17 protein-coding genes and 1 pseudogene are annotated in these 17,785 nt (G+C 38.3%); 14 read left to right on the top strand and 4 right to left on the bottom strand.

Annotated features, from left to right (window positions below; genetic code table 11):
* The first annotated feature begins 337 nt into the window (after positions 1–337).
* Complete coding sequence (locus FJR37_RS05460; protein ID WP_039202308.1) at positions 338–1,258, top strand: radical SAM protein; 921 nt, start codon at positions 338–340, stop codon at positions 1,256–1,258.
* Positions 1,251–2,534 carry a photosystem II assembly protein gene (locus FJR37_RS05455; protein WP_168465509.1) on the top strand — a complete coding sequence of 428 codons (1,284 nt, stop codon included), beginning with the start codon at positions 1,251–1,253 and terminating at the stop codon, positions 2,532–2,534. Before FJR37_RS05460 ends, FJR37_RS05455 begins: the two co-directional genes overlap by 8 nt.
* 479 nt (positions 2,535–3,013) lie before the next feature.
* On the opposite strand, the gene FJR37_RS05450 is transcribed toward FJR37_RS05455, so the two are convergent.
* On the bottom strand, positions 3,014–3,475 hold the full coding sequence (locus FJR37_RS05450; RefSeq protein ID WP_168465508.1) for an anti-sigma factor: 462 nt from the start codon (positions 3,473–3,475) through the stop codon (positions 3,014–3,016).
* Positions 3,476–3,591: 116 nt separating this feature from the next.
* Positions 3,592–4,248 carry a sigma-70 family RNA polymerase sigma factor gene (locus tag FJR37_RS05445; protein WP_027403135.1) on the bottom strand — a complete coding sequence of 219 codons (657 nt, stop codon included), beginning with the start codon at positions 4,246–4,248 and terminating at the stop codon, positions 3,592–3,594.
* A 315-nt stretch (positions 4,249–4,563) separates the two neighbouring features.
* On the opposite strand from FJR37_RS05445, the gene FJR37_RS05440 reads away from it, so the two are divergent.
* Entirely contained in the window at positions 4,564–5,247 is a 684-nt protein-coding gene (locus FJR37_RS05440) for a L,D-transpeptidase (protein ID WP_039202301.1), read from the top strand.
* A gap of 436 nt (positions 5,248–5,683) precedes the next feature.
* Here FJR37_RS05440 and FJR37_RS05435 read toward each other — a convergent pair whose 3' ends face one another.
* Entirely contained in the window at positions 5,684–6,112 is a 429-nt protein-coding gene (locus FJR37_RS05435) for a hypothetical protein (RefSeq protein ID WP_027403137.1), read from the bottom strand.
* A gap of 138 nt (positions 6,113–6,250) precedes the next feature.
* Between FJR37_RS05435 and psbQ the strand changes: the two genes are divergently transcribed.
* The 4 genes from psbQ to FJR37_RS05415 all read left to right on the top strand — a co-directional run bounded on the left by psbQ (position 6,251) and on the right by FJR37_RS05415 (position 10,576).
* The gene (psbQ, locus tag FJR37_RS05430; protein ID WP_039202300.1) at positions 6,251–6,703 is read left to right on the top strand and encodes a photosystem II protein PsbQ; all 453 of its coding nucleotides are present in this window, start codon (positions 6,251–6,253) and stop codon (positions 6,701–6,703) included.
* Between the two features lie 235 nt (positions 6,704–6,938).
* Positions 6,939–8,111, top strand: coding sequence for an FAD-binding oxidoreductase (locus FJR37_RS05425; RefSeq protein WP_168465507.1), 1,173 nt, complete (start codon positions 6,939–6,941; stop codon positions 8,109–8,111).
* Positions 8,112–8,293: 182 nt separating this feature from the next.
* A complete protein-coding gene (gene hemB, locus FJR37_RS05420) occupies positions 8,294–9,304 on the top strand; it encodes a porphobilinogen synthase (RefSeq protein ID WP_039202298.1) in 1,011 nt (336 codons plus the stop codon).
* Positions 9,305–9,337: 33 nt separating this feature from the next.
* Complete coding sequence (locus FJR37_RS05415) at positions 9,338–10,576, top strand: FAD/NAD(P)-binding protein (RefSeq protein WP_039202297.1); 1,239 nt, start codon at positions 9,338–9,340, stop codon at positions 10,574–10,576.
* A gap of 127 nt (positions 10,577–10,703) precedes the next feature.
* On the opposite strand, the gene FJR37_RS05410 is transcribed toward FJR37_RS05415, so the two are convergent.
* On the bottom strand, positions 10,704–10,883 hold the full coding sequence (locus tag FJR37_RS05410; protein WP_035082542.1) for a hypothetical protein: 180 nt from the start codon (positions 10,881–10,883) through the stop codon (positions 10,704–10,706).
* An 11-nt stretch (positions 10,884–10,894) separates the two neighbouring features.
* Here FJR37_RS05410 and thrS point away from each other — a divergent pair, with 11 nt between their 5' ends.
* The 7 genes and pseudogenes from thrS to FJR37_RS05375 all read left to right on the top strand — a co-directional run bounded on the left by thrS (position 10,895) and on the right by FJR37_RS05375 (position 17,587).
* Complete coding sequence (thrS, locus tag FJR37_RS05405) at positions 10,895–12,724, top strand: threonine--tRNA ligase (RefSeq protein WP_039202295.1); 1,830 nt, start codon at positions 10,895–10,897, stop codon at positions 12,722–12,724.
* 72 nt (positions 12,725–12,796) lie between these two features.
* A complete protein-coding gene (locus FJR37_RS05400) occupies positions 12,797–13,825 on the top strand; it encodes a GTP-binding protein (protein ID WP_027403143.1) in 1,029 nt (342 codons plus the stop codon).
* A gap of 98 nt (positions 13,826–13,923) precedes the next feature.
* Entirely contained in the window at positions 13,924–14,571 is a 648-nt protein-coding gene (folE, locus tag FJR37_RS05395) for a GTP cyclohydrolase I FolE (protein WP_039202293.1), read from the top strand.
* Positions 14,572–14,664: 93 nt separating this feature from the next.
* Positions 14,665–15,000 (top strand): phosphoribosyl-AMP cyclohydrolase, encoded by a 336-nt coding sequence (hisI, locus tag FJR37_RS05390; RefSeq protein WP_168465506.1) that lies wholly within the window; start codon positions 14,665–14,667, stop codon positions 14,998–15,000.
* Between the two features lie 12 nt (positions 15,001–15,012).
* Positions 15,013–15,794: pseudogene (locus FJR37_RS05385) on the top strand (GTP-binding protein).
* Positions 15,791–16,600 (top strand): metallophosphoesterase, encoded by an 810-nt coding sequence (locus FJR37_RS05380; protein ID WP_168465505.1) that lies wholly within the window; start codon positions 15,791–15,793, stop codon positions 16,598–16,600. Before FJR37_RS05385 ends, FJR37_RS05380 begins: the two are co-directional and overlap by 4 nt.
* 240 nt (positions 16,601–16,840) lie before the next feature.
* Positions 16,841–17,587, top strand: a complete 747-nt coding sequence (locus FJR37_RS05375) for a metallophosphatase (protein ID WP_168465504.1) — start codon at positions 16,841–16,843, stop codon at positions 17,585–17,587.
* Positions 17,588–17,785 lie beyond the last annotated feature (198 nt).

The raw sequence follows: 17,785 nt of genomic DNA, 5'->3' as shown, positions 1-17,785 counted from the left end.
AGTTGTGTAGAAGTTTTCGCACGTTTACGATTTGAAAAAGATTAAGAGACTTCCAAGAAATAAATTATCCCAAGAAACGAACCACAGAGGCACAGAGTACACAGAGAGAGAATTTTTGCATCAGTTTTGGGACATTTTTTTATTGGGAAGTCTCTAAAGTTAATTAGTATATTCATAGAGATATTTTATCTTTTCACAAAATACTAACTTTCGTTTTCTCTATGTTTAGAAAAAAACGGAAAAATACGTGAATATACGTTTGTGTATCAGCAGTGCTTATATTTAAATGTATTCAATAGCATTTTTAGGATCTATCAAGTAAATAACATATTAAAATATGGCGAAACCAAGGTATGAAGGTTATAGCGACGAAACTCCTACAAAATGCGTGCGCGAAAAATTTGGAGATACTACAGTTTACGCTCAAAATGCTAAATCACTGCTAACAAAAGCCACTGGGTTTATTGCTGCTTATGACTTTACCCTCAATCCTTATCGGGGTTGTCAATATGGTTGTAGTTATTGCTATGCTGCTGCATTTAGTCCTAATTCTCAAATGCGTCAAGACTGGGGTAAATGGGTAATTTATAAAGAAAATGCTGCGGAAATTTTAGCAAAAGAATTAGAAACTTGGTATCGGAAAAATCCCAAGCAACCTCCCAGAATTTACATGAGTAGTGTCACAGATCCTTATCAACCTTTGGAGTCTAAACATCAATTAACTCGCAGTTTATTAGAAGTAATGCTTGATTATCGGCCAAATTTAGTAATTCAAACTCGCAGTCCCATTATTACTAGAGATATTGATTATTTACAAAGGTTTCAACGATTGCGAATTAATATGAGCATTCCCACAGGTAGCGAAGCTGTAAGAAGAGACTTTGAACCCCGTTCTCCTAGTATTAAAGCCAGATTAAATGCTATTACTAAAATTAGACAAAGTATTGATATTTTTAAAGGTTTTATTCCTAAAATTTCTATTACAATTACACCTTTATTACCAACATTAGTAATAGATGAAGATGCTTTTATTGAAAAATTAGCTATTGCAGATAGAGTAGTAATTCAAGATTTTCATCCTCACAATAATCGTTCTCTTGTCGCCGGAACTCGTCAAGAAGCTGAAGAAATTAAACAAAAGTATGCTTGGTGGTATAATTCTGAGAGATTTAGTTATCAGAGATTTAAAGAAAAGTTAGTCTCTCAGCTTCCGGGTGTAGAAATAAAAGAAGGAAAAGACGGGTTTGGTTATGAGTAATTTTATTATTAATTGGTGGAGAAGTCAGCAATTTAAATCAGCATTACAGCGTGGTGATACCCGAAGTGCTGTACAAATTTTGCAAGAGATTCAAAAATCGGGAGCAAGTTTTTCATGGTTAGAGAAACTATTTAGGGATAAACTGCAACTTGAACGAAATTTACAGGAAAATAAACACGAAACTGCAAATTTAAGAAACCAAATAACAGCAGCAAAAGAATCAAAATCTCATCTGTTATTAAATCCAAATGCAGAATTTATTAAGTTTATATATCAAGCTTTTAAATTAGTGGATCATGATGAATATAAACTCCAAGCAACAGGAATTGATGAGAGTATATTTGATAATTTTGAAGTTAAACTAGTAGAATATCTTCAAGAAGAATTTAGTAAAATTTCTGATAAACAATTAGCAATTAAATTAGAAGACGCTGTTGAGGATATTACTAGCTTAAAAATGGGACAAGATCCAGACTACCGTTTTAGTCTGACTCCTCATGTCTATTTTATGAAATATTTTTTAGAAAATGTCTATTGTCTCTATTTAGCCTGGTTTTTAATTTACCAAGATGGGTTGTTACCAACTAAATTGAATATTCTTGATATCGCTGCTGGACCGGGAACAACAGCTTATGGTTTGGCTTTATTTCTCCAAAGTTGTAGCAGCTTTTTTGATATTCCCCAAATGCACATATCTTACTATTCTTTAGAAAAACAAGCCGCTTTCCAGTATCGAGGACTTCAATTTTGGCGTAAATATATCGAGTCGCAACTAAATCCTCTAAATAATTACTTTCGTTTTGTTAGTTCTGACATCTTTTTATGGGATGCGAAATCTAGGAATATTCCCAAAAACTTTTTTGATTTCATCGTTATTTCTCATTGTTTTTTCGCAGATAATACCAAAAGAATTCAAGCTAATAATATATATAAAGAAATATTTTCTGAAAGCTTAAATAATCAGGGGTATGTACTCTTAATTATCCAAGACAAGAAGCTATTCAAGGCTTACAATATTTATCAAGTTGAAGATAAAGAACAGGAAAAAAATATAGTATATAAGTTTGTAGAAGAACTTGGATTAGAATTAGTTTGGTATAAATATATAAATGCAACGGGTTTAAGAAAACCTTTAGCTATTTCTGAGTTTGCCAAATTTGCTCAAGATGAATTACCTAAGCAACTATATATGACTCGGTTACTTAAAAAGTATTTCAGTCAAAAGTATGAATCACACTATGTATTAGATGATTATGTCATATTAGCCAAGAAATAGAGAATTATTTTTACTCAACAAAGCCGAGATGAAAACAGATGTAAGTAGGTGAACACAATAAAACCAAACTGTGTAAAGAAACGTAAAATCGCCCAAACCCTCTTCACTCTTGCCTCTTGCCTCTTGCCTTTTGCCTTGCCATAAGGACAATTTTCAACGCCAACCTACTTATCTACAATTACTAAAAGTATTGATGAATCAAATTTTTGATCAGACATTATAAGAAATCCGATTCATTTAATTTTTTCGATATTCTTCCACTTACAACCTAAAATTCTTGCCAAACTTGCTTTTTACGTTTCGTTTAGAAATCAACCGACATCAAAAAACCTCTATAATCGCCAGTAAATAGAGGTTTGTAAGCTAAACGGCTCATTTTTAGATTTGGTTTGGGTGTATTTTATGACATCATAAAAAGTTGACCAGCTAGGAGGTATACTCACTGATGCTTGCTGGAGTGGTGACAGTTTAGCTATTAATTAATTGAGGTTGTTAACTGGCTTCTCGCTAGGAGCTACTGCTGTTTTGGGAATTTCAATAACTGGGTTATTTAAAGCCACCATTAAGGGCGAATCTGCGGCTGTTGGTGTTAATTCTGTTGGTTGTGTTGTGGCTATTTCTAGCATTCTGGAATTACTTGGCAATAAACCAGATATTGTTCCCAAAATACAAGCCACTGCGGCTGCACTACCTAACATCCAGTTCAAGCGATAACGGCGATTAACACGGACTAAAACTTGGTTAATCGTTGCTTCTGATGACTGAGAGTTGGCGGGAACAGGGATGTTATGCAAGCCTTTTCTAAGATTTAATAGTCTCTTGTATAGGCATTTAATTGAGGCATCAGTTAATAGCCACTCTTCAACTTGCCTGCGTTCAGTAGCTGTAACTTCGCCATCCAGGTAAGCACTTAATAACTCGAAACAATCGCGCTTCTCCATATTTATAGTACCCGTTGATTCATTTTTGCTTCTCAATGGCAGAAAATATATATTTTCGTTGACAGTCCTTAATATTTCTTAAAATCTGCCATAGAATTGAGGAAACATGGTGTAGATTATGTATCTAGATAGCTTTGTAACTGAGTTTGTAATCTTGATCTGGCTCTAGCTATTCTAGATTTCACCGTTCCCAGGGAAACTCCGGTAATTTCGGCAATTTCTTCATAGGCCATGCCTTCAATTTCTCTTAAAACAATTGTAGTCCGAAAAACTTCTGGTAAGTCGGCGATCGCTTCTCGCAACTGTTCATAAAATTCTCTAGTAGTTAGTTGCTCATCTGGACTTGGGGTATCACCGGCAATTTCCCAATCCATTTCCCCATCATCTAAGGTGCGGGGAGCATCTAATGATAAGGGACTAGCGACCCGTTTGCGTTTACGTAATTCATCATAGAACAAATTTGTGGCAATGCGGCTTAACCATCCCCGGAACTTGGCAGGTTCTTGTAGTCGGTTAATATTCCTATAGACACGAATCCAAACTTCCTGGGCTAAATCGGCTCTATCAGACCAATCGGGGGCTAAATGATATAAAACTCGATCAACTTGAGTCTGGTAGCGACGTAACAGTTCTGAAAAGGCAGCACGTTCTGGACGCAATCCGACTTGACAGCGCAAAATAAGATCGTTGTTTGAGAGTTTGTCAACTTGCACCGATGCTATTGGATAGGTGGCATCCACTGTTGACCAGGATACACTAATGGATTGACTCATGGATCAGATTGGCGTTAAATCACTCCCTTCCATTAGACTAGATTATAGATCAAAAGTTCCTCGGTAAGGTGACGGATTTATAATCGGAACACGGAAATATATATAGAAAGGAGTTTTCAGCATTTTATTCCATCGTCAAGTAAGTATGAAAGAAGAAGGTAAAGAAGACTACGGATTAACTTTTTGTTAGAGTTAGGGATGGTGATCAAATTGGCAGATGTCCACTAAATACTTGACTGGTACTTACTTAATGATCAATGATCAGTCACCTTTAGCCAGATGTGTCAGGGATAAATAATAGGCGATGAATAGGCGATGGCAATGGCAAGAAATGAATCTGTAGCGAGTATGGTCATGTTTCTCTGTTTTGGTACAGCAATTTTATCTCTGGCTGTCCATTGGCACAATATGACAACAAAAGGACAATTAAATCAGTCTATATCCACAGAGATTTATCCACAGGGTTCATCAGTGGAAATTGGCAACAGTGCAATTGCGGCTTCTGTGCCTAACTCTCCCCAAAAAGCTGCTGTTTGGAGAACACAAAGGTCAAGTCAGGATCAAGTTACAGATCCGGTCAAGAGTTCTCAGGGATCAATGCCAGTATCAAATACAACTCAAGTAGTGGTGGATTTGAGCGATCGCCGTGTCTATGTTTCTCAATATAATGAAATAATAGCTAGTTATCCCATTGCTATCGGTAAAAAAGGCTGGGAAACACCAACAGGCAATTTTAAAATCATCCACAAGGAACACGACCCCATTTGGCGACATCCCATTACAAATGCTGTTTTCGAGGGCGGTTCTGACAGTCCTTTAGGGGATAGATGGATTGGTTTTTGGTCTGATGGTCGGAATCAACTCGGCTTTCATGGCACACCAGATGTTGATTTACTAGGGGCGGCTGTTTCTCACGGTTGTCTAAGAATGCGTAATTCTGATGTCAGAATGTTGTATAGCCAAGTAAGTATAGGTACACAAGTATTAGTACGTGAATAAAAATATGAAAGCAGTAAGAATTAAGGAATAAAAGTCTTTTAGAGACTTCCAAGAAATAAATTATCCTAAGAAACGAACCACAGAGGCACAGAGTACACAGAGAGAGAATTTCTGCATCAGTTTTGGGACATTTTTTTATTTGGAAGTCTCTTACTGTATGCCCAACTCCTGCCTCCATTGTCGGTGTTATACCAGTCATTGCGAGGGAAGGGAAGCAATCACAACCCTTGGAATTGCTTCATTTCACTTCGTTCCATATGGCTAACGCCACGCAACGCTTACGCAATAACACTGTGTAATTAATTCTGTCTCACTACTTAACTTGGGTTTTTACATCCATATATTACCTTGAAGCAAAAGCTCAATTTATTCCCTTGCGGAGTATAAGTGACCATCTTCAAGAGCTTTTTCTACTATTTTTTCAATACTCTCATTTTTACAGACTCGGCTGATTAAACACCTCTAAAATTTGCCGACAAACCTGTTTCAGTTTTTCCCGAACTTCAGCAGAGGGTGTGGAGTCACCGACAAAACTCCAGGTTTCAATAGTGGAAAGTCGCCAAACTTCCCCACTGTGATCAAATCCAGCGGCTTCGACACCAATGGCGCGACGGTGATTATTAATCGGATCTTGATAAAATCGGATTTGAATTAAAATACTGCGACAGCGCCAAGATTTGCTAATGCCAGGAAAGTGAAAACCAATGTCTATAGAATCTGGATCTACTAGTTCTCTGGTTTCTGGGTCATTGTGCCAGGGTTTAAGATCGGATTTGACATCAGGAAATTCATATTTAAATAAATTTACTACCGTAGCAATTTTGCTGGCAAATTCTAGGTTTGTGGCTTGTTCGGCTGCGTTCACTCAATAATACTCCTCTATGCGGTTGGTCTGCGGGGAAGATCAAGACAGAAAAACCTGAGTTAATTGTAACGGTTCATTACATAGCGATCTAAAATAACACTGTTAATCTGTAAACAAACAAAAAATTAATTTCCATTTATGGTGCGTCAACGTTCTATTTTTTCACTGATTTTTGTACTATTAGCCACATTTTTGATTAGTTGTGGTAGTCCTACTGTTGCTACTGTACCACCATCTTATACGGCGGCGGAAGTTGCGAAAATTCAGGAATATGTTCCCGGAATTCAGATGGTGCGCGATCGCTCTTCCGAACTCCAAAACCTGATTAAAGCAGGTGAATGGGTGAAAGTGGGTAATTTTATTCACGGACCGATGACAGAAGCTAGATTAAATATGACTTATATCATTCCCAACCTAGCCAAGCAAAACCAAGCTAAAGCTCGACAAATTAGCAAAGATTTGTTGAATGACCTAGTAAGAATTGATCAAGCTGCCGCTGCGGGTAATACTAGCCTAGCTGCGAGTAAATACCAAGAAGTGTTTGCGGATATTGACAAATTCTTAGAACTAGTTCCCGAAAAGAGTAGCTAAAAGAGGAGTCAGGAGTCAGGAGTCACCGAGTCAGGAGTCAGGAGTTCAGAAGAAAGAAATTGAAGAATAGAGAATGAAATTTCTCCCCTGCCCCCTGCCCCCTGCTCCCCTGCTCCCCTGCCCCCTGCCCCTCTGCCTCCTTTCGAGTCTTGAATCACAAAATGCTAGGGTAATGGAGTGATAGGGTGGAGAGGAAGACTTTTCATGCTTCACCCCTAACTCAAGCGCAAAAACCATGAATGTAGTAATTATCGGCTGTGGCGTGGTTGGGGCGGCGATCGCCTATGAACTCAGCCAAGTTAAAGGTTTAAACATCACCGTTTTCGAGCAAAAACAACCCGCACAAGGTTCTACCAGCGCTGCTCTCGGTGTTTTAATGGGCATAATTAGCAGTAAAACCAAGGGTATTGCTTGGCGAATGCGACAAAGTAGCATCCAACGCTATGGAACATTGATTCCTGAATTGGAAGGAATTACAGGGCGGAAAATCCCTTGTAATCGGCAAGGAATCGTGATGCTATTATCAGAAAACTTAGAGCGTCCCTTGGAAAGTGGCGTTGAAGTCCTTTCCGAATGGGAACAACTGCGAGAAATTCGCCAATCCCAAGGTTGGGAATTACAAGTTTGGGATCAAGAACAACTGCAAAAATATTGTCCCCAAATCAGTCATCCGCAAATTATTGGTGCTGTCTATTCTCCCCAAGACTTACAACTAAATGCCACAGCTTTAACTTTAGCTTTAGTAGATGCAGCCCAACGTAATGGCGTAAATTTCAAGTTTGGTGTGTCTGTGACCGGCACAGAAACGCCTCCTCCTCCTCCCCCAACACCTTTACACATCAAAAAAGGATTGGGAGAAGCGCGTAAATGTAATTTTATTGAAACTACAGAGGGCAAAGTTACCGCTGATTGGTTTATTATGTCTGCGGGTTTGGGTTCAACAGCCTTAACTGCACAATTAGATCAAATGGTAAATATCCGTCCAGTGCTGGGACAAGCTTTATATTTGAGCTTAGGACGCAGTTTAGGAAATCCCGATTTTCAACCTGTAATTACTGGTAATGATGTGCATATTGTACCAATGGGAAATGGTGATTATTGGGTGGGAGCAACCGTAGAATTTCCCAATCATGAAAATCAAATATCTGCAAGTCAGGAATTATTGGATATTGTCAGACAACAGGCGATCGCCTTCGCCCCAGAGTTAGCCGCAGCCAAGGTTCTCCGCACTTGGTCAGGGTTGCGCCCCCGTCCCGAAGGCAGACCAGCGCCAGTAATTGATAAACTACCGGGTTTTACAAATATACTCCTGGCTACGGGACACTACCGCAATGGGGTTTTACTCGCCCCAGCCACAGCCACAGCCATTCGGGAAATGATTTTACCTCAAGATTCTCGTTCCAATTGAAAAAAGTCTTGATTTGTAGGTTGGATTGAGGTTGAGGGACGTATCCCTGACGGGAGGCTCACCCAACAAATACCTTGGGTTGCGCTGTCGCTTAATCCAACCTACAAAAAATGGAGAAGGTATTGTTGTTAGGACTTATGTAATACGACTATAATAATGATTATCATTTTTACAGAGCTATTATGTCGTCTGAGAACTCGTCTACCAATCAAGCCTTACATCTGACTCAACGTCCCCGTCGTCTCCGTCGCACTGCAACCCTCCGAAAAATGGTGCGGGAAACGATTTTAACTGTAGATGATCTGATCTATCCGATGTTTGTCATGGAAGGTGAAAGCACAAAAATAGAAATTGTTTCCATGCCAGGATGTTATCGTTATTCTTTAGATTTACTCCTGGAAGAAATAGCCGCAGTGTCACAATTGGGTATTAATGCGATCGCACTATTCCCAGTTATTCCCGAAGAACAAAAAGACGACACAGCTACAGAAAGCTACAACCCAGAGGGATTGGTACAGGAAACCGTCAAAGCCATTAAAAACGCAGTTCCAGAAATCATCATTATTACTGATGTTGCTCTAGACCCCTTCACAACTCATGGACATGATGGTTTAGTTGATGAAAATGGCAAAATTCTCAATGATCAAACCATAGAAGTGTTAGTAAAAATGGCACTTTCCCAAGCAGAAGCCGGCGCGGATTTTGTTGCTCCTTCGGATATGATGGATGGTAGAATAGGCGCAATCCGTCAAGCTTTAGACGCTGAAGGTTATATCAATGTCGGGATTTTGGCATACTCAGCAAAATACGCCTCAGCCTACTATGGACCATTCCGGGACGCTTTAGATTCAGCCCCCAAATTTGGCGACAAAAAAACCTATCAAATGGACGCAGCTAACGCCAAAGAAGCTTTAAAAGAAATTGAATTGGATATTGCGGAAGGTGCAGATATCATTATGGTGAAACCAGCCTTAGCATATCTAGACATAATATGTCAAGTGAAATCAGCGACAAATTTACCAGTCGCCGCTTATAATGTTAGTGGCGAATACGCAATGATTAAAGCTGCGGCTCAACATGGTTGGATTGATGAGAAAAAGGTAATTTTAGAAACTTTAACCAGCATGAAGCGGGCTGGTGCTGATTTAATCTTGACTTATTTTGCTAAAGAAGTGGCACTGATGTTGATGTAATAGTTGCCAGTCCTTATCTCCCTATTATTTATTATGACTACAGTTCCTGCAAAAATTGACTTAGCAATTATTGGTGCTGGTCCTCATGCTCTTACCTTAGTTGCCCATTTGCTGCAAAAACGGCAAACAATGAAGGGTAAAATTGTAGTGTTTGATCCCAGTGGTACATGGATAAGTAACTGGAAACAGCAATTTGCGGCTTTGGAAATTCCTCATTTGCGCTCTCCTGCTGTTCATCATCCCCACCCCAACCCCTTCGCTTTAAGGAAATTTTCTGAATCTCGGTCTGAGGAACTATTTCCCCCCTATGATTTACCTGGAACGCGCCTATTTGAAGATTTTTGTGAGGATGTGATTACATCCTATCAGTTGCAGGAGCAGGTTATCCCTTTGGCTGTAAGTAGTGTTAAACCGTCATTTGATCATTTTCGTCCTCAATTCCAGCTATGGTTAGAAGATGGACAAATGGTAACTGCCCGGCGAGTTGTGTTGGCAACTGGTAGTGGTAAGATACATATCCCTGATTGGGTAAGTCAGATTCCTTCACCCTATCCAGAACATAAACTTTGCCATTCTCAAACTGTAGATTTACGTAAATTACAGTTAAAGTCTCAAAGAGTCTTAATTGTTGGTGGTGGTTTGACAAGTGGACATTTGGCTGTAGGTGCGATCGCTCATGGTGCAAAAGTCAATTTGATGATCCGAAGACAGTTATCAGAAAAACTATTTGATGCTGAACCGGGTTGGTTAGGACCAAAATATCTCAAAGGATTTTTTGAAGGAGATTGGGAACAACGGTGGATGATGATCCAGCAAGCTAGAAACGGTGGTTCTATGACACCAGCGATCGCCACCCAATTACGCAAAGAACATCATCGTGGTAATATTAGAATTGATGAAAACTGTCAAATAGTTAAAGCTGAATGGTTAAGTCATAATTGGCAGGTAGAATGTAGCGATGGTAATATATTCGAGTGTGATTATATTTGGTTAGCCACAGGTACTAAATTCGATGTCACCACTGAACCATTATTGCAGGATATCTTAACCGCTTATCCCATCCAAATTGTTAAAGGTTTGCCAGTTTTAGACAGCTATCTGCGTTGGCCTAGTTGTGAATTATTTATCATGGGTGGTTTAGCAGCTTTACAAGTTGGACCCACCGCCAGAAATTTATCCGGTGCAAGAATGGCTTGTGAAAAAATTGTCCCAGCGATCGTTAATCCTAGTGTATCTTTTTCCCATAGTATCACGGAAGTCAAAGCCAGCTAAGAGGATGTTTGAAAAGTTTCCGGCAATTATGGGATTATTAAAGATGCCTCCGGCTTCCGTCAGAGATAAGCTCCTACACAAACCAAGTCCACACTATAGCTAACGCCACACTACGCTATCGGCAAGCTCAGTGACCACCTGCGTGGACTAATGAAAAATCAAAGGTTTGAAACCCACGCAGGTGGGTTTTGTCTGTATAGCCGCGACTTCTAGTCACCAAGGCAAGTAATAAATTAGACTTCAAAATATTTTCCCCAAAATTAGTAACATTCACACCTTTTTGCGTTATTATGATAACGATTCTCATTTTTGTTTGATATGGTCAGTTCAATAACCCAGTCTCAAGACACCTTGAACCTGCACGAAGACGACAAACTTACACGAATTCGGCACACCAGCGCCCATATCATGGCAATGGCGGTACAAAGACTATTTCCAGGGACTAAGGTAGCAATTGGCCCCGTCACAGAAATTGGATTCTACTACGATTTTGATTGTCCAGTCAGCATCACCCCTGATGACTTAGGCAAAATTGAAATCGAAATGCAACGGATAATCAAAGTTAACCTACCTATTATCCGGGAAGAGGTGGAACGAGCCGAAATTCGCGCCGAAATTGCCGAATTAAACGAGCCTTACAAGCTAGAAATCTTAGAACGTATACCCAAATCAGAAATTATCACCCGCTACTTCATTGGTACTCCTGAAACTGGTAATTCAGAAACTTCATTGTTTGTCACAGATATTCAACCAGCGAATAACTATTGGTGGGATTTGTGTGCAGGTCCTCACATTAACTTTACTGGTGAAATTGATCCTCATGCCTTTAAATTATTAAATGTTGCTGGTGCTTATTGGCAAGGTGATGAAACTAAACCTCAGCTACAAAGGATTTACGGGACAGCTTGGCAAACAAAAGCAGAATTAGAAAATTACCTCCAACTAAGAGAAGAAGCCCTCCGTCGAGATCATCGCAAGTTAGGTCAAGAACTTAACTTATTTAGTATTCAAGAAGAAGCCGGTGGTGGTTTAGTATTTTGGCATCCCAATGGCGCAATTATTCGCTACATAATTGAAGATTATTGGCGCGAAGCTCATCTAGAATCTGGTTATCAATTACTGTATACACCTCATATAGCCAATCTCAACCTATGGAAAACATCGGGTCATTTTGACTTTTATCAAGAAAGTATGTTTGACTCGATGGATGTGGAAAATCAGGCTTATCAAATTAAGCCCATGAATTGCCCTTTTCATGTTCTAACTTATAAACATCAACTTCATTCCTATCGAGAATTACCATTAAGATGGGCAGAATTAGGAACAGTTTATCGTTACGAACGATCTGGAGCATTACATGGTTTAATGCGAGTCAGAGGATTTACTCAAGATGATGCTCATATCTTTTGTTTACCTGACCAAATTGCTGATGAAATACTAGGAGTTTTAAATCTCACTGAGCAAATTTTATCAGATTTTGGTTTTAAACAATATGAGGTCAATCTTTCTACCCGTCCTGATAAATCAGTCGGAACTGATGATGTTTGGGAATTAGCCACAACAGCACTAGAACAAGCTTTAAATACTAAAGGCTGGAATTATGTTGTTGATGCAGGTGGTGGAGCTTTCTATGGACCAAAGATAGACATTAAAATAAAAGATGCTATTGGTCGTTTGTGGCAATGTTCAACTATTCAGGTAGATTTTAATTTGCCAGAAAGGTTTGATATGGAATATATTGCTGCTGATGGTAGTCGGCAAAGACCAATTATGATTCATCGGGCTATTTTTGGTTCTTTGGAACGCTTTTTCGGGATTTTAATTGAGAATTATGCAGGAGACTTCCCCTTGTGGTTAGCACCTGTACAATTGCGGTTGTTACCTGTAAGTGATGACTTTCGAGAATATGCAAAATCAGTAGCAGCAGATTTTAAAAAAGTTGGATTTAGGGTAGAAGTAGATAGCAGTGGTGAACGTTTAGGGAAACAAATTCGGACAGCACAATTGGAAAAAATTCCCGTTGTTGCCGTTGTTGGTAAGAAAGAAGTAGAAAGCAAAACTTTGAGTGTCAGAAGTAGACAAGCTGGAGATTTAGGAGTTTTGACTTTAAGTGAACTTGTAGATCATTTACAAGTGATAAAACATTAAGATCAAAGAAGTCAGTAATCTTTTAAGAACACTGATTTAAACAGTCAACAAATAAAACCACTAGATTTTGATATGAATACCATCACTCTCGACACAACAAACATCATTCCTGAAATTCCCAAACAAGGAATGCCCGTAACTATTATTACCGGATTTTTAGGAAGTGGAAAAACCACACTTTTAAATCAAATTCTTCAGAACAAACAAGATTTAAAAGTCGCTGTCCTCGTTAATGAGTTTGGCGATATTAACATTGATAGTCAATTACTAATTTCTGTAGACCAAGATATGGTAGAACTTAGTAATGGCTGTATATGTTGTACAATTAATGATGGTTTAGTTGATGCTGTTTATCGAGTTTTAGAACGAGAAGAACGGATTGATTATCTAGTTATTGAAACCACAGGTGTAGCTGATCCCTTACCGATTATCTTAACTTTTTTTGGCACAGAACTCAGAGATCTAACCAATATAGATTCAATTCTCACAGTAGTAGATGCTGAAGCTTTTAACGAAGAACATTTTCAGAGTGAAGCAGCTTTAAAACAGATTACCTATGGAGATATTATTCTCCTCAATAAAACAGACCTTGTTACCGCAGAAAAACTACAAGAAGTAGAAAATTTCATCCATGATATTAAACATGGAGCGAGAATTTTACATACTCAATACGGTGAAGTTGCTTTACCCCTAATTTTAGATGTGGGTTTAACACCAAAAGATCAGTATATTGCCATTGATAATGAAGATCACCATAAACATGAACATGAACATCATCATGCACATGAACATCACCATCATCACTCCGATCATTTAGAAAATGATGGGTTTGTTTCCATTTCTTTCCAAACCGATAGACCATTTGATGTCCATAAATTCGAGAATTTCTTAACCGAAGAAATGCCAGAGAATGTATTTCGAGCTAAGGGTATTTTATGGTTTAGTGATAGTGATTTACGTCATATTTTTCAACTGAGTGGACCTCGTTACACATTGAACGCTGACGAATGGCCTAATCAACCTAAAAACCAGGTAGTTTTTGTTGGCAGAAAACTAGATAATAATGAGATTTACACAAAACTTAACAAATGTTTGTTATAATCTAAAAGTGTTGATAAATTCTCTTTTTTTAGTTAGTAGTTATTCATAGATATTTAACTATTAACTTCCGTCATAACTCATTCTATTAAATTCAAATAATGACTTTATCCATTCGTCCAGAACTAACTGCTGCTGATGTAATTTCATCTTTATCTCATCAGCAACAACCAACCGTAACAGAAGCAGAGATGATGCAAGCTGTACGCACTTTACTGATTGGATTAGGAGAAAATCCAGACCGTGAGGGATTAAAGGATACTCCTAAAAGAGTTGTTAAAGCCTTAAAATTTCTGACCAATGGATATGATCAATCTGTAGATGAATTGCTAAATGGAGCAGTATTTACAGAAGATGCAAATGAAATGGTGTTAGTCAGGGATATTGATATTTTTAGTTCCTGCGAACACCACATATTACCAATCATTGGTCGCGCTCATGTTGCTTATATTCCTAATGGTAAGGTGATAGGTTTATCAAAAATTGCCCGCATTTGTGAAATGTATGCTCGACGTTTACAAGTGCAAGAAAGGCTGACTTTACAAATTGCTAATGCACTGCAAGGTTTACTCAAGCCTCAAGGAGTTGCAGTGGTAATTGAAGCAACTCATATGTGTATGGTGATGAGAGGAGTCCAAAAACCAGGTTCTTGGACTGTTACCAGCGCCATGCGTGGGGTGTTTTCTGAAGACGCACGGACTCGTGAAGAATTTATGAATTTGATTCGCCACAGTGCTAATTTTAAATAGGCTTTGTGTGATGTAGGGATAAGAGATTTTTTATCTCTACATTATATTGATATTTGAACGCAGATAAACGCAGATAAAAAGGGATAAGTTATCATGATTGGAAATTTGAAATTTAATGAGCAGGGGTTAATTCCGGCTATAGCTCAAGATTATCTTGATGGTACTGTTCTAATGATGGCTTGGATGAATGCAGAATCAATTCAAAAAACCCTGGCTACAGGTGAAGTTTATTATTGGAGTCGTTCCCGTTCTCAGTTGTGGCATAAGGGGGCAACATCTACACATATTCAAAAGGTAAAAGAGCTTTTTTATGATTGTGATGGTGATACAATTCTCATCAAAATTGAGCAAGTTGGTGATATTGCCTGTCATACTGGAGCAAGAAGTTGTTTTTTTAATTCTGTGGGAATTTTATCTCATAAATTATAATTTATATTGATTATGACTTTACCAATTATTACCGTTGTCGCTGGATTATTTGGATCTGGAAAAACTACCTGGATCTGTCAACAAATTCGAGATATTAAATCTATTGAAAAAGTAATTTATTTTTCTCCAGGAACGGGGAATATTCCCATTGATCAAACTAAAATAGCCACTGAATTTCCTGATCTGAAAATATTTGGTGATGGTCAAGAAATTGAATTTCTATATCACATCCCCACAGCCCCACAGCAGATAGTGTTTATGTTGAATTAGGTTCTTATCTAGAGTTAAATAGTATATCAAAAATATTAGATCATCTCACTTACCAGGCTATAGCAATTATTCCAGAGGAGTTAAAAAACTCTGAATATGATAGTTGGGCAAATGAAATTATCTATGGCGCACCAGTTCCAACTATAATTGTAGAAAATTTATGGCGGGTAGAAACTACGGGGCAAGTAATTGATGAAAATAGTTTAGATGAATTTTGGTATGAAATAACTCACGGTGCTTATGGTATTGTCACCCGTGCTAAGGCAATTTTCGATGTTAATGATGGACGTTCTCTTTACTGTGATTTTGTCTCTGGTGTTCCCCAAATAGATTTTTTAGAATTAGACTTACCACGACATTTACAAGGTAGACCTCAGCGGTTTAGTGGCATAGAAATAGTAGGCAAGAATTTAGATAAAACAGCTTTAAAAGCAACATTATCGGATTGCTGTTTATCGGAATCCTTAATTTTTCAATATCAACAACAAGTACAACAAATTTTATTAGAAGGTCAACAAGTATGAAAATAGCTGTCATGTCATGTATTCATGGTAATTATGAAGCCTTAAATGCTGTATTATTAGATATTAACCAACAAAAAGCCGAGAAGATATTTTGTGTTGGTGATTTGGTAGGATATGGACCCCATCCTAATGCGGTAATTAACCAAATTCGCTCTTTAGATATTCCTACCTGTGCTGGTTGTTGGGATGAAGATATTGTGGAAGGATTGAATGCTTGCGATTGTAGTTATCCTTCATTATTAGCAGAAAAAAGAGGTTTTCAAGCTCATGAATGGACTAATAAAGAAATTCATCCAGAAAACCGCGAATTTTTAGCCAGTTTACCCTATAGTCTCCAGTGGCAAAATTTAGCTTTTGTTCATGGTAGTCCCCATAGTAATCATGAATATTTATTACCTGAACTCGATGCTTTTGTGGCCTTAGAACGGGTACTTTCCACAGGTGCAGATGTGCTGTTTTGCGGACATACTCATGTTCCTTATACAAGAAATCTTGATGCTGGTGAGTTACAAGTTCAGGTTGATAATCAAGCAGCATCACGGAAAATTAGCTTTTCATCTGCGCTGAAGAAGATTGTTAATGTTGGTTCTGTTGGAGAACCTCGACATGGACGACCAAATGCAACTTATGTAATTTATGAAACTGATACTCAAGGGGTGACTTTGCGAGAAGTGACCTATGATTATCAAAAAACCTGTGCAGCAATTATAGAGAAGGGATTACCAGAAATCTTTGCTTGGCGTTTAGCGCATGGTTTGGAGTATGCTGAACGCGCAGATGATCCAACTCATGTTTGTACTAGATAAAATAACTAGGATTTAGGCAATGTAAAACCTGCCATGATATGAATAAACGAAATTGCGTCGTTTTCAGTTTTGGGAATAACTGATTGAGTAGGTGCGTCAGATAGAGAAAATCTGTTTTTTGTGAAATTATCGGGTCTGACGCACCCTACAACAGATAAAATCCACATTTCATATTTGGTGAACTTCCTCAATGCGTAAGTCCTAATAACTAATCCAAAATCTAAAATCTAAAATCTAAAATTGATTATGTGGGCAATTTTAAGTGGAATTGAAGGAAATTTAGCAGCTTATGAGGCTGTGATAGCTGATATTAAGCTGAAAAATCGTTATGTAGAGGCATTGTATATCATCGGTGATTTAGTTGGACCAAGGCGAGAATGTGAACAGCTAGTGGCAAGGGTGAAATCACCTCGTCGGGGTGAATTAGAACCAATGATTTGCAAGGGATGGTGGGAAGAACAGTGTTTGATTTTACATGGTTTGGGTCCGACTGGAGACGCACCGGAATTGCTGGCAAAATATGGGGGTGATACGGTGCAGATGTTGTGGGATTGTGTTTCCCGTCAGACTGTACAATGGTTGCGATCGCTCGATTTTGGTTTTTTTGAATTAGATTGTTTATTAATACATGGTTCGACAATGGGGGTAAATGATGAACTGACCCCGGATACTCCTCCTATTCAAATGTTAGATAGATTATCAAGAATGCAAGCAAATAATCTATTTTGCGGTCGTTCTGGGTTAACTTTTCAGTATCAGTTACAAGCAGGATCTATTACCAGTGAAATCATTACTCTTGATCATCAATTTTCCCCACAAACAGTCACAGTTACCCCTCGTCAAGTGATTGGGGTCGGAAATGTGGGACGGATACCAGGACAAGCAACCTATACTCTCTACAATCCTGGTACAAATCAGGTACAGTTTAAAACTGTATTTTATGGACAGAGTAAGGGTTTTCAAATACACCCGCAGAGTAAAACCTGATAAGCTGTTACCAAGGTAATTTTAAGTAGGTGGGCGGGGGAGAATCAAAATATATTTCGTTTTGTGAAATGGCTAAAACTCAACCACAATAACGCATTGAGGTGAATTTACATATCGTTACACATTTTGGTTATTTTACATCCACTTACTTAACTGCTGTTTTGGGGGATTCGTTAGCAAATTTGTCTATATTATCAG

The sequence above is a fragment of the Aphanizomenon sp. UHCC 0183 genome, from assembly GCF_009712065.1.
Lineage (GTDB): Bacteria > Cyanobacteriota > Cyanobacteriia > Cyanobacteriales > Nostocaceae > Dolichospermum > Dolichospermum heterosporum.
This window is presented reverse-complemented; position numbering and strand designations above follow the sequence as displayed.

What these genes read in the sequence shown, in the direction of transcription:
- FJR37_RS05440 (WP_039202301.1), top strand. Translation starts at nt 4,564, where the DNA reads ATGGCAATGGCAAGAAATGAATCTGTAGCGAGTATGGTCATGTTTCTC.
- thrS (WP_039202295.1), top strand. Translation starts at nt 10,895, where the DNA reads ATGGTCAGTTCAATAACCCAGTCTCAAGACACCTTGAACCTGCACGAA.
- FJR37_RS05450 (WP_168465508.1), bottom strand. Translation starts at nt 3,475, where the DNA reads ATGGAGAAGCGCGATTGTTTCGAGTTATTAAGTGCTTACCTGGATGGC.
- hisI (WP_168465506.1), top strand. Translation starts at nt 14,665, where the DNA reads ATGATTGGAAATTTGAAATTTAATGAGCAGGGGTTAATTCCGGCTATA.
- FJR37_RS05400 (WP_027403143.1), top strand. Translation starts at nt 12,797, where the DNA reads ATGAATACCATCACTCTCGACACAACAAACATCATTCCTGAAATTCCC.
- FJR37_RS05410 (WP_035082542.1), bottom strand. Translation starts at nt 10,883, where the DNA reads ATGAGAATCGTTATCATAATAACGCAAAAAGGTGTGAATGTTACTAAT.
- hemB (WP_039202298.1), top strand. Translation starts at nt 8,294, where the DNA reads ATGTCGTCTGAGAACTCGTCTACCAATCAAGCCTTACATCTGACTCAA.
- FJR37_RS05460 (WP_039202308.1), top strand. Translation starts at nt 338, where the DNA reads ATGGCGAAACCAAGGTATGAAGGTTATAGCGACGAAACTCCTACAAAA.
- FJR37_RS05415 (WP_039202297.1), top strand. Translation starts at nt 9,338, where the DNA reads ATGACTACAGTTCCTGCAAAAATTGACTTAGCAATTATTGGTGCTGGT.
- folE (WP_039202293.1), top strand. Translation starts at nt 13,924, where the DNA reads ATGACTTTATCCATTCGTCCAGAACTAACTGCTGCTGATGTAATTTCA.
- FJR37_RS05445 (WP_027403135.1), bottom strand. Translation starts at nt 4,248, where the DNA reads ATGAGTCAATCCATTAGTGTATCCTGGTCAACAGTGGATGCCACCTAT.
- FJR37_RS05425 (WP_168465507.1), top strand. Translation starts at nt 6,939, where the DNA reads ATGAATGTAGTAATTATCGGCTGTGGCGTGGTTGGGGCGGCGATCGCC.
- FJR37_RS05455 (WP_168465509.1), top strand. Translation starts at nt 1,251, where the DNA reads ATGAGTAATTTTATTATTAATTGGTGGAGAAGTCAGCAATTTAAATCA.
- psbQ (WP_039202300.1), top strand. Translation starts at nt 6,251, where the DNA reads ATGGTGCGTCAACGTTCTATTTTTTCACTGATTTTTGTACTATTAGCC.
- FJR37_RS05380 (WP_168465505.1), top strand. Translation starts at nt 15,791, where the DNA reads ATGAAAATAGCTGTCATGTCATGTATTCATGGTAATTATGAAGCCTTA.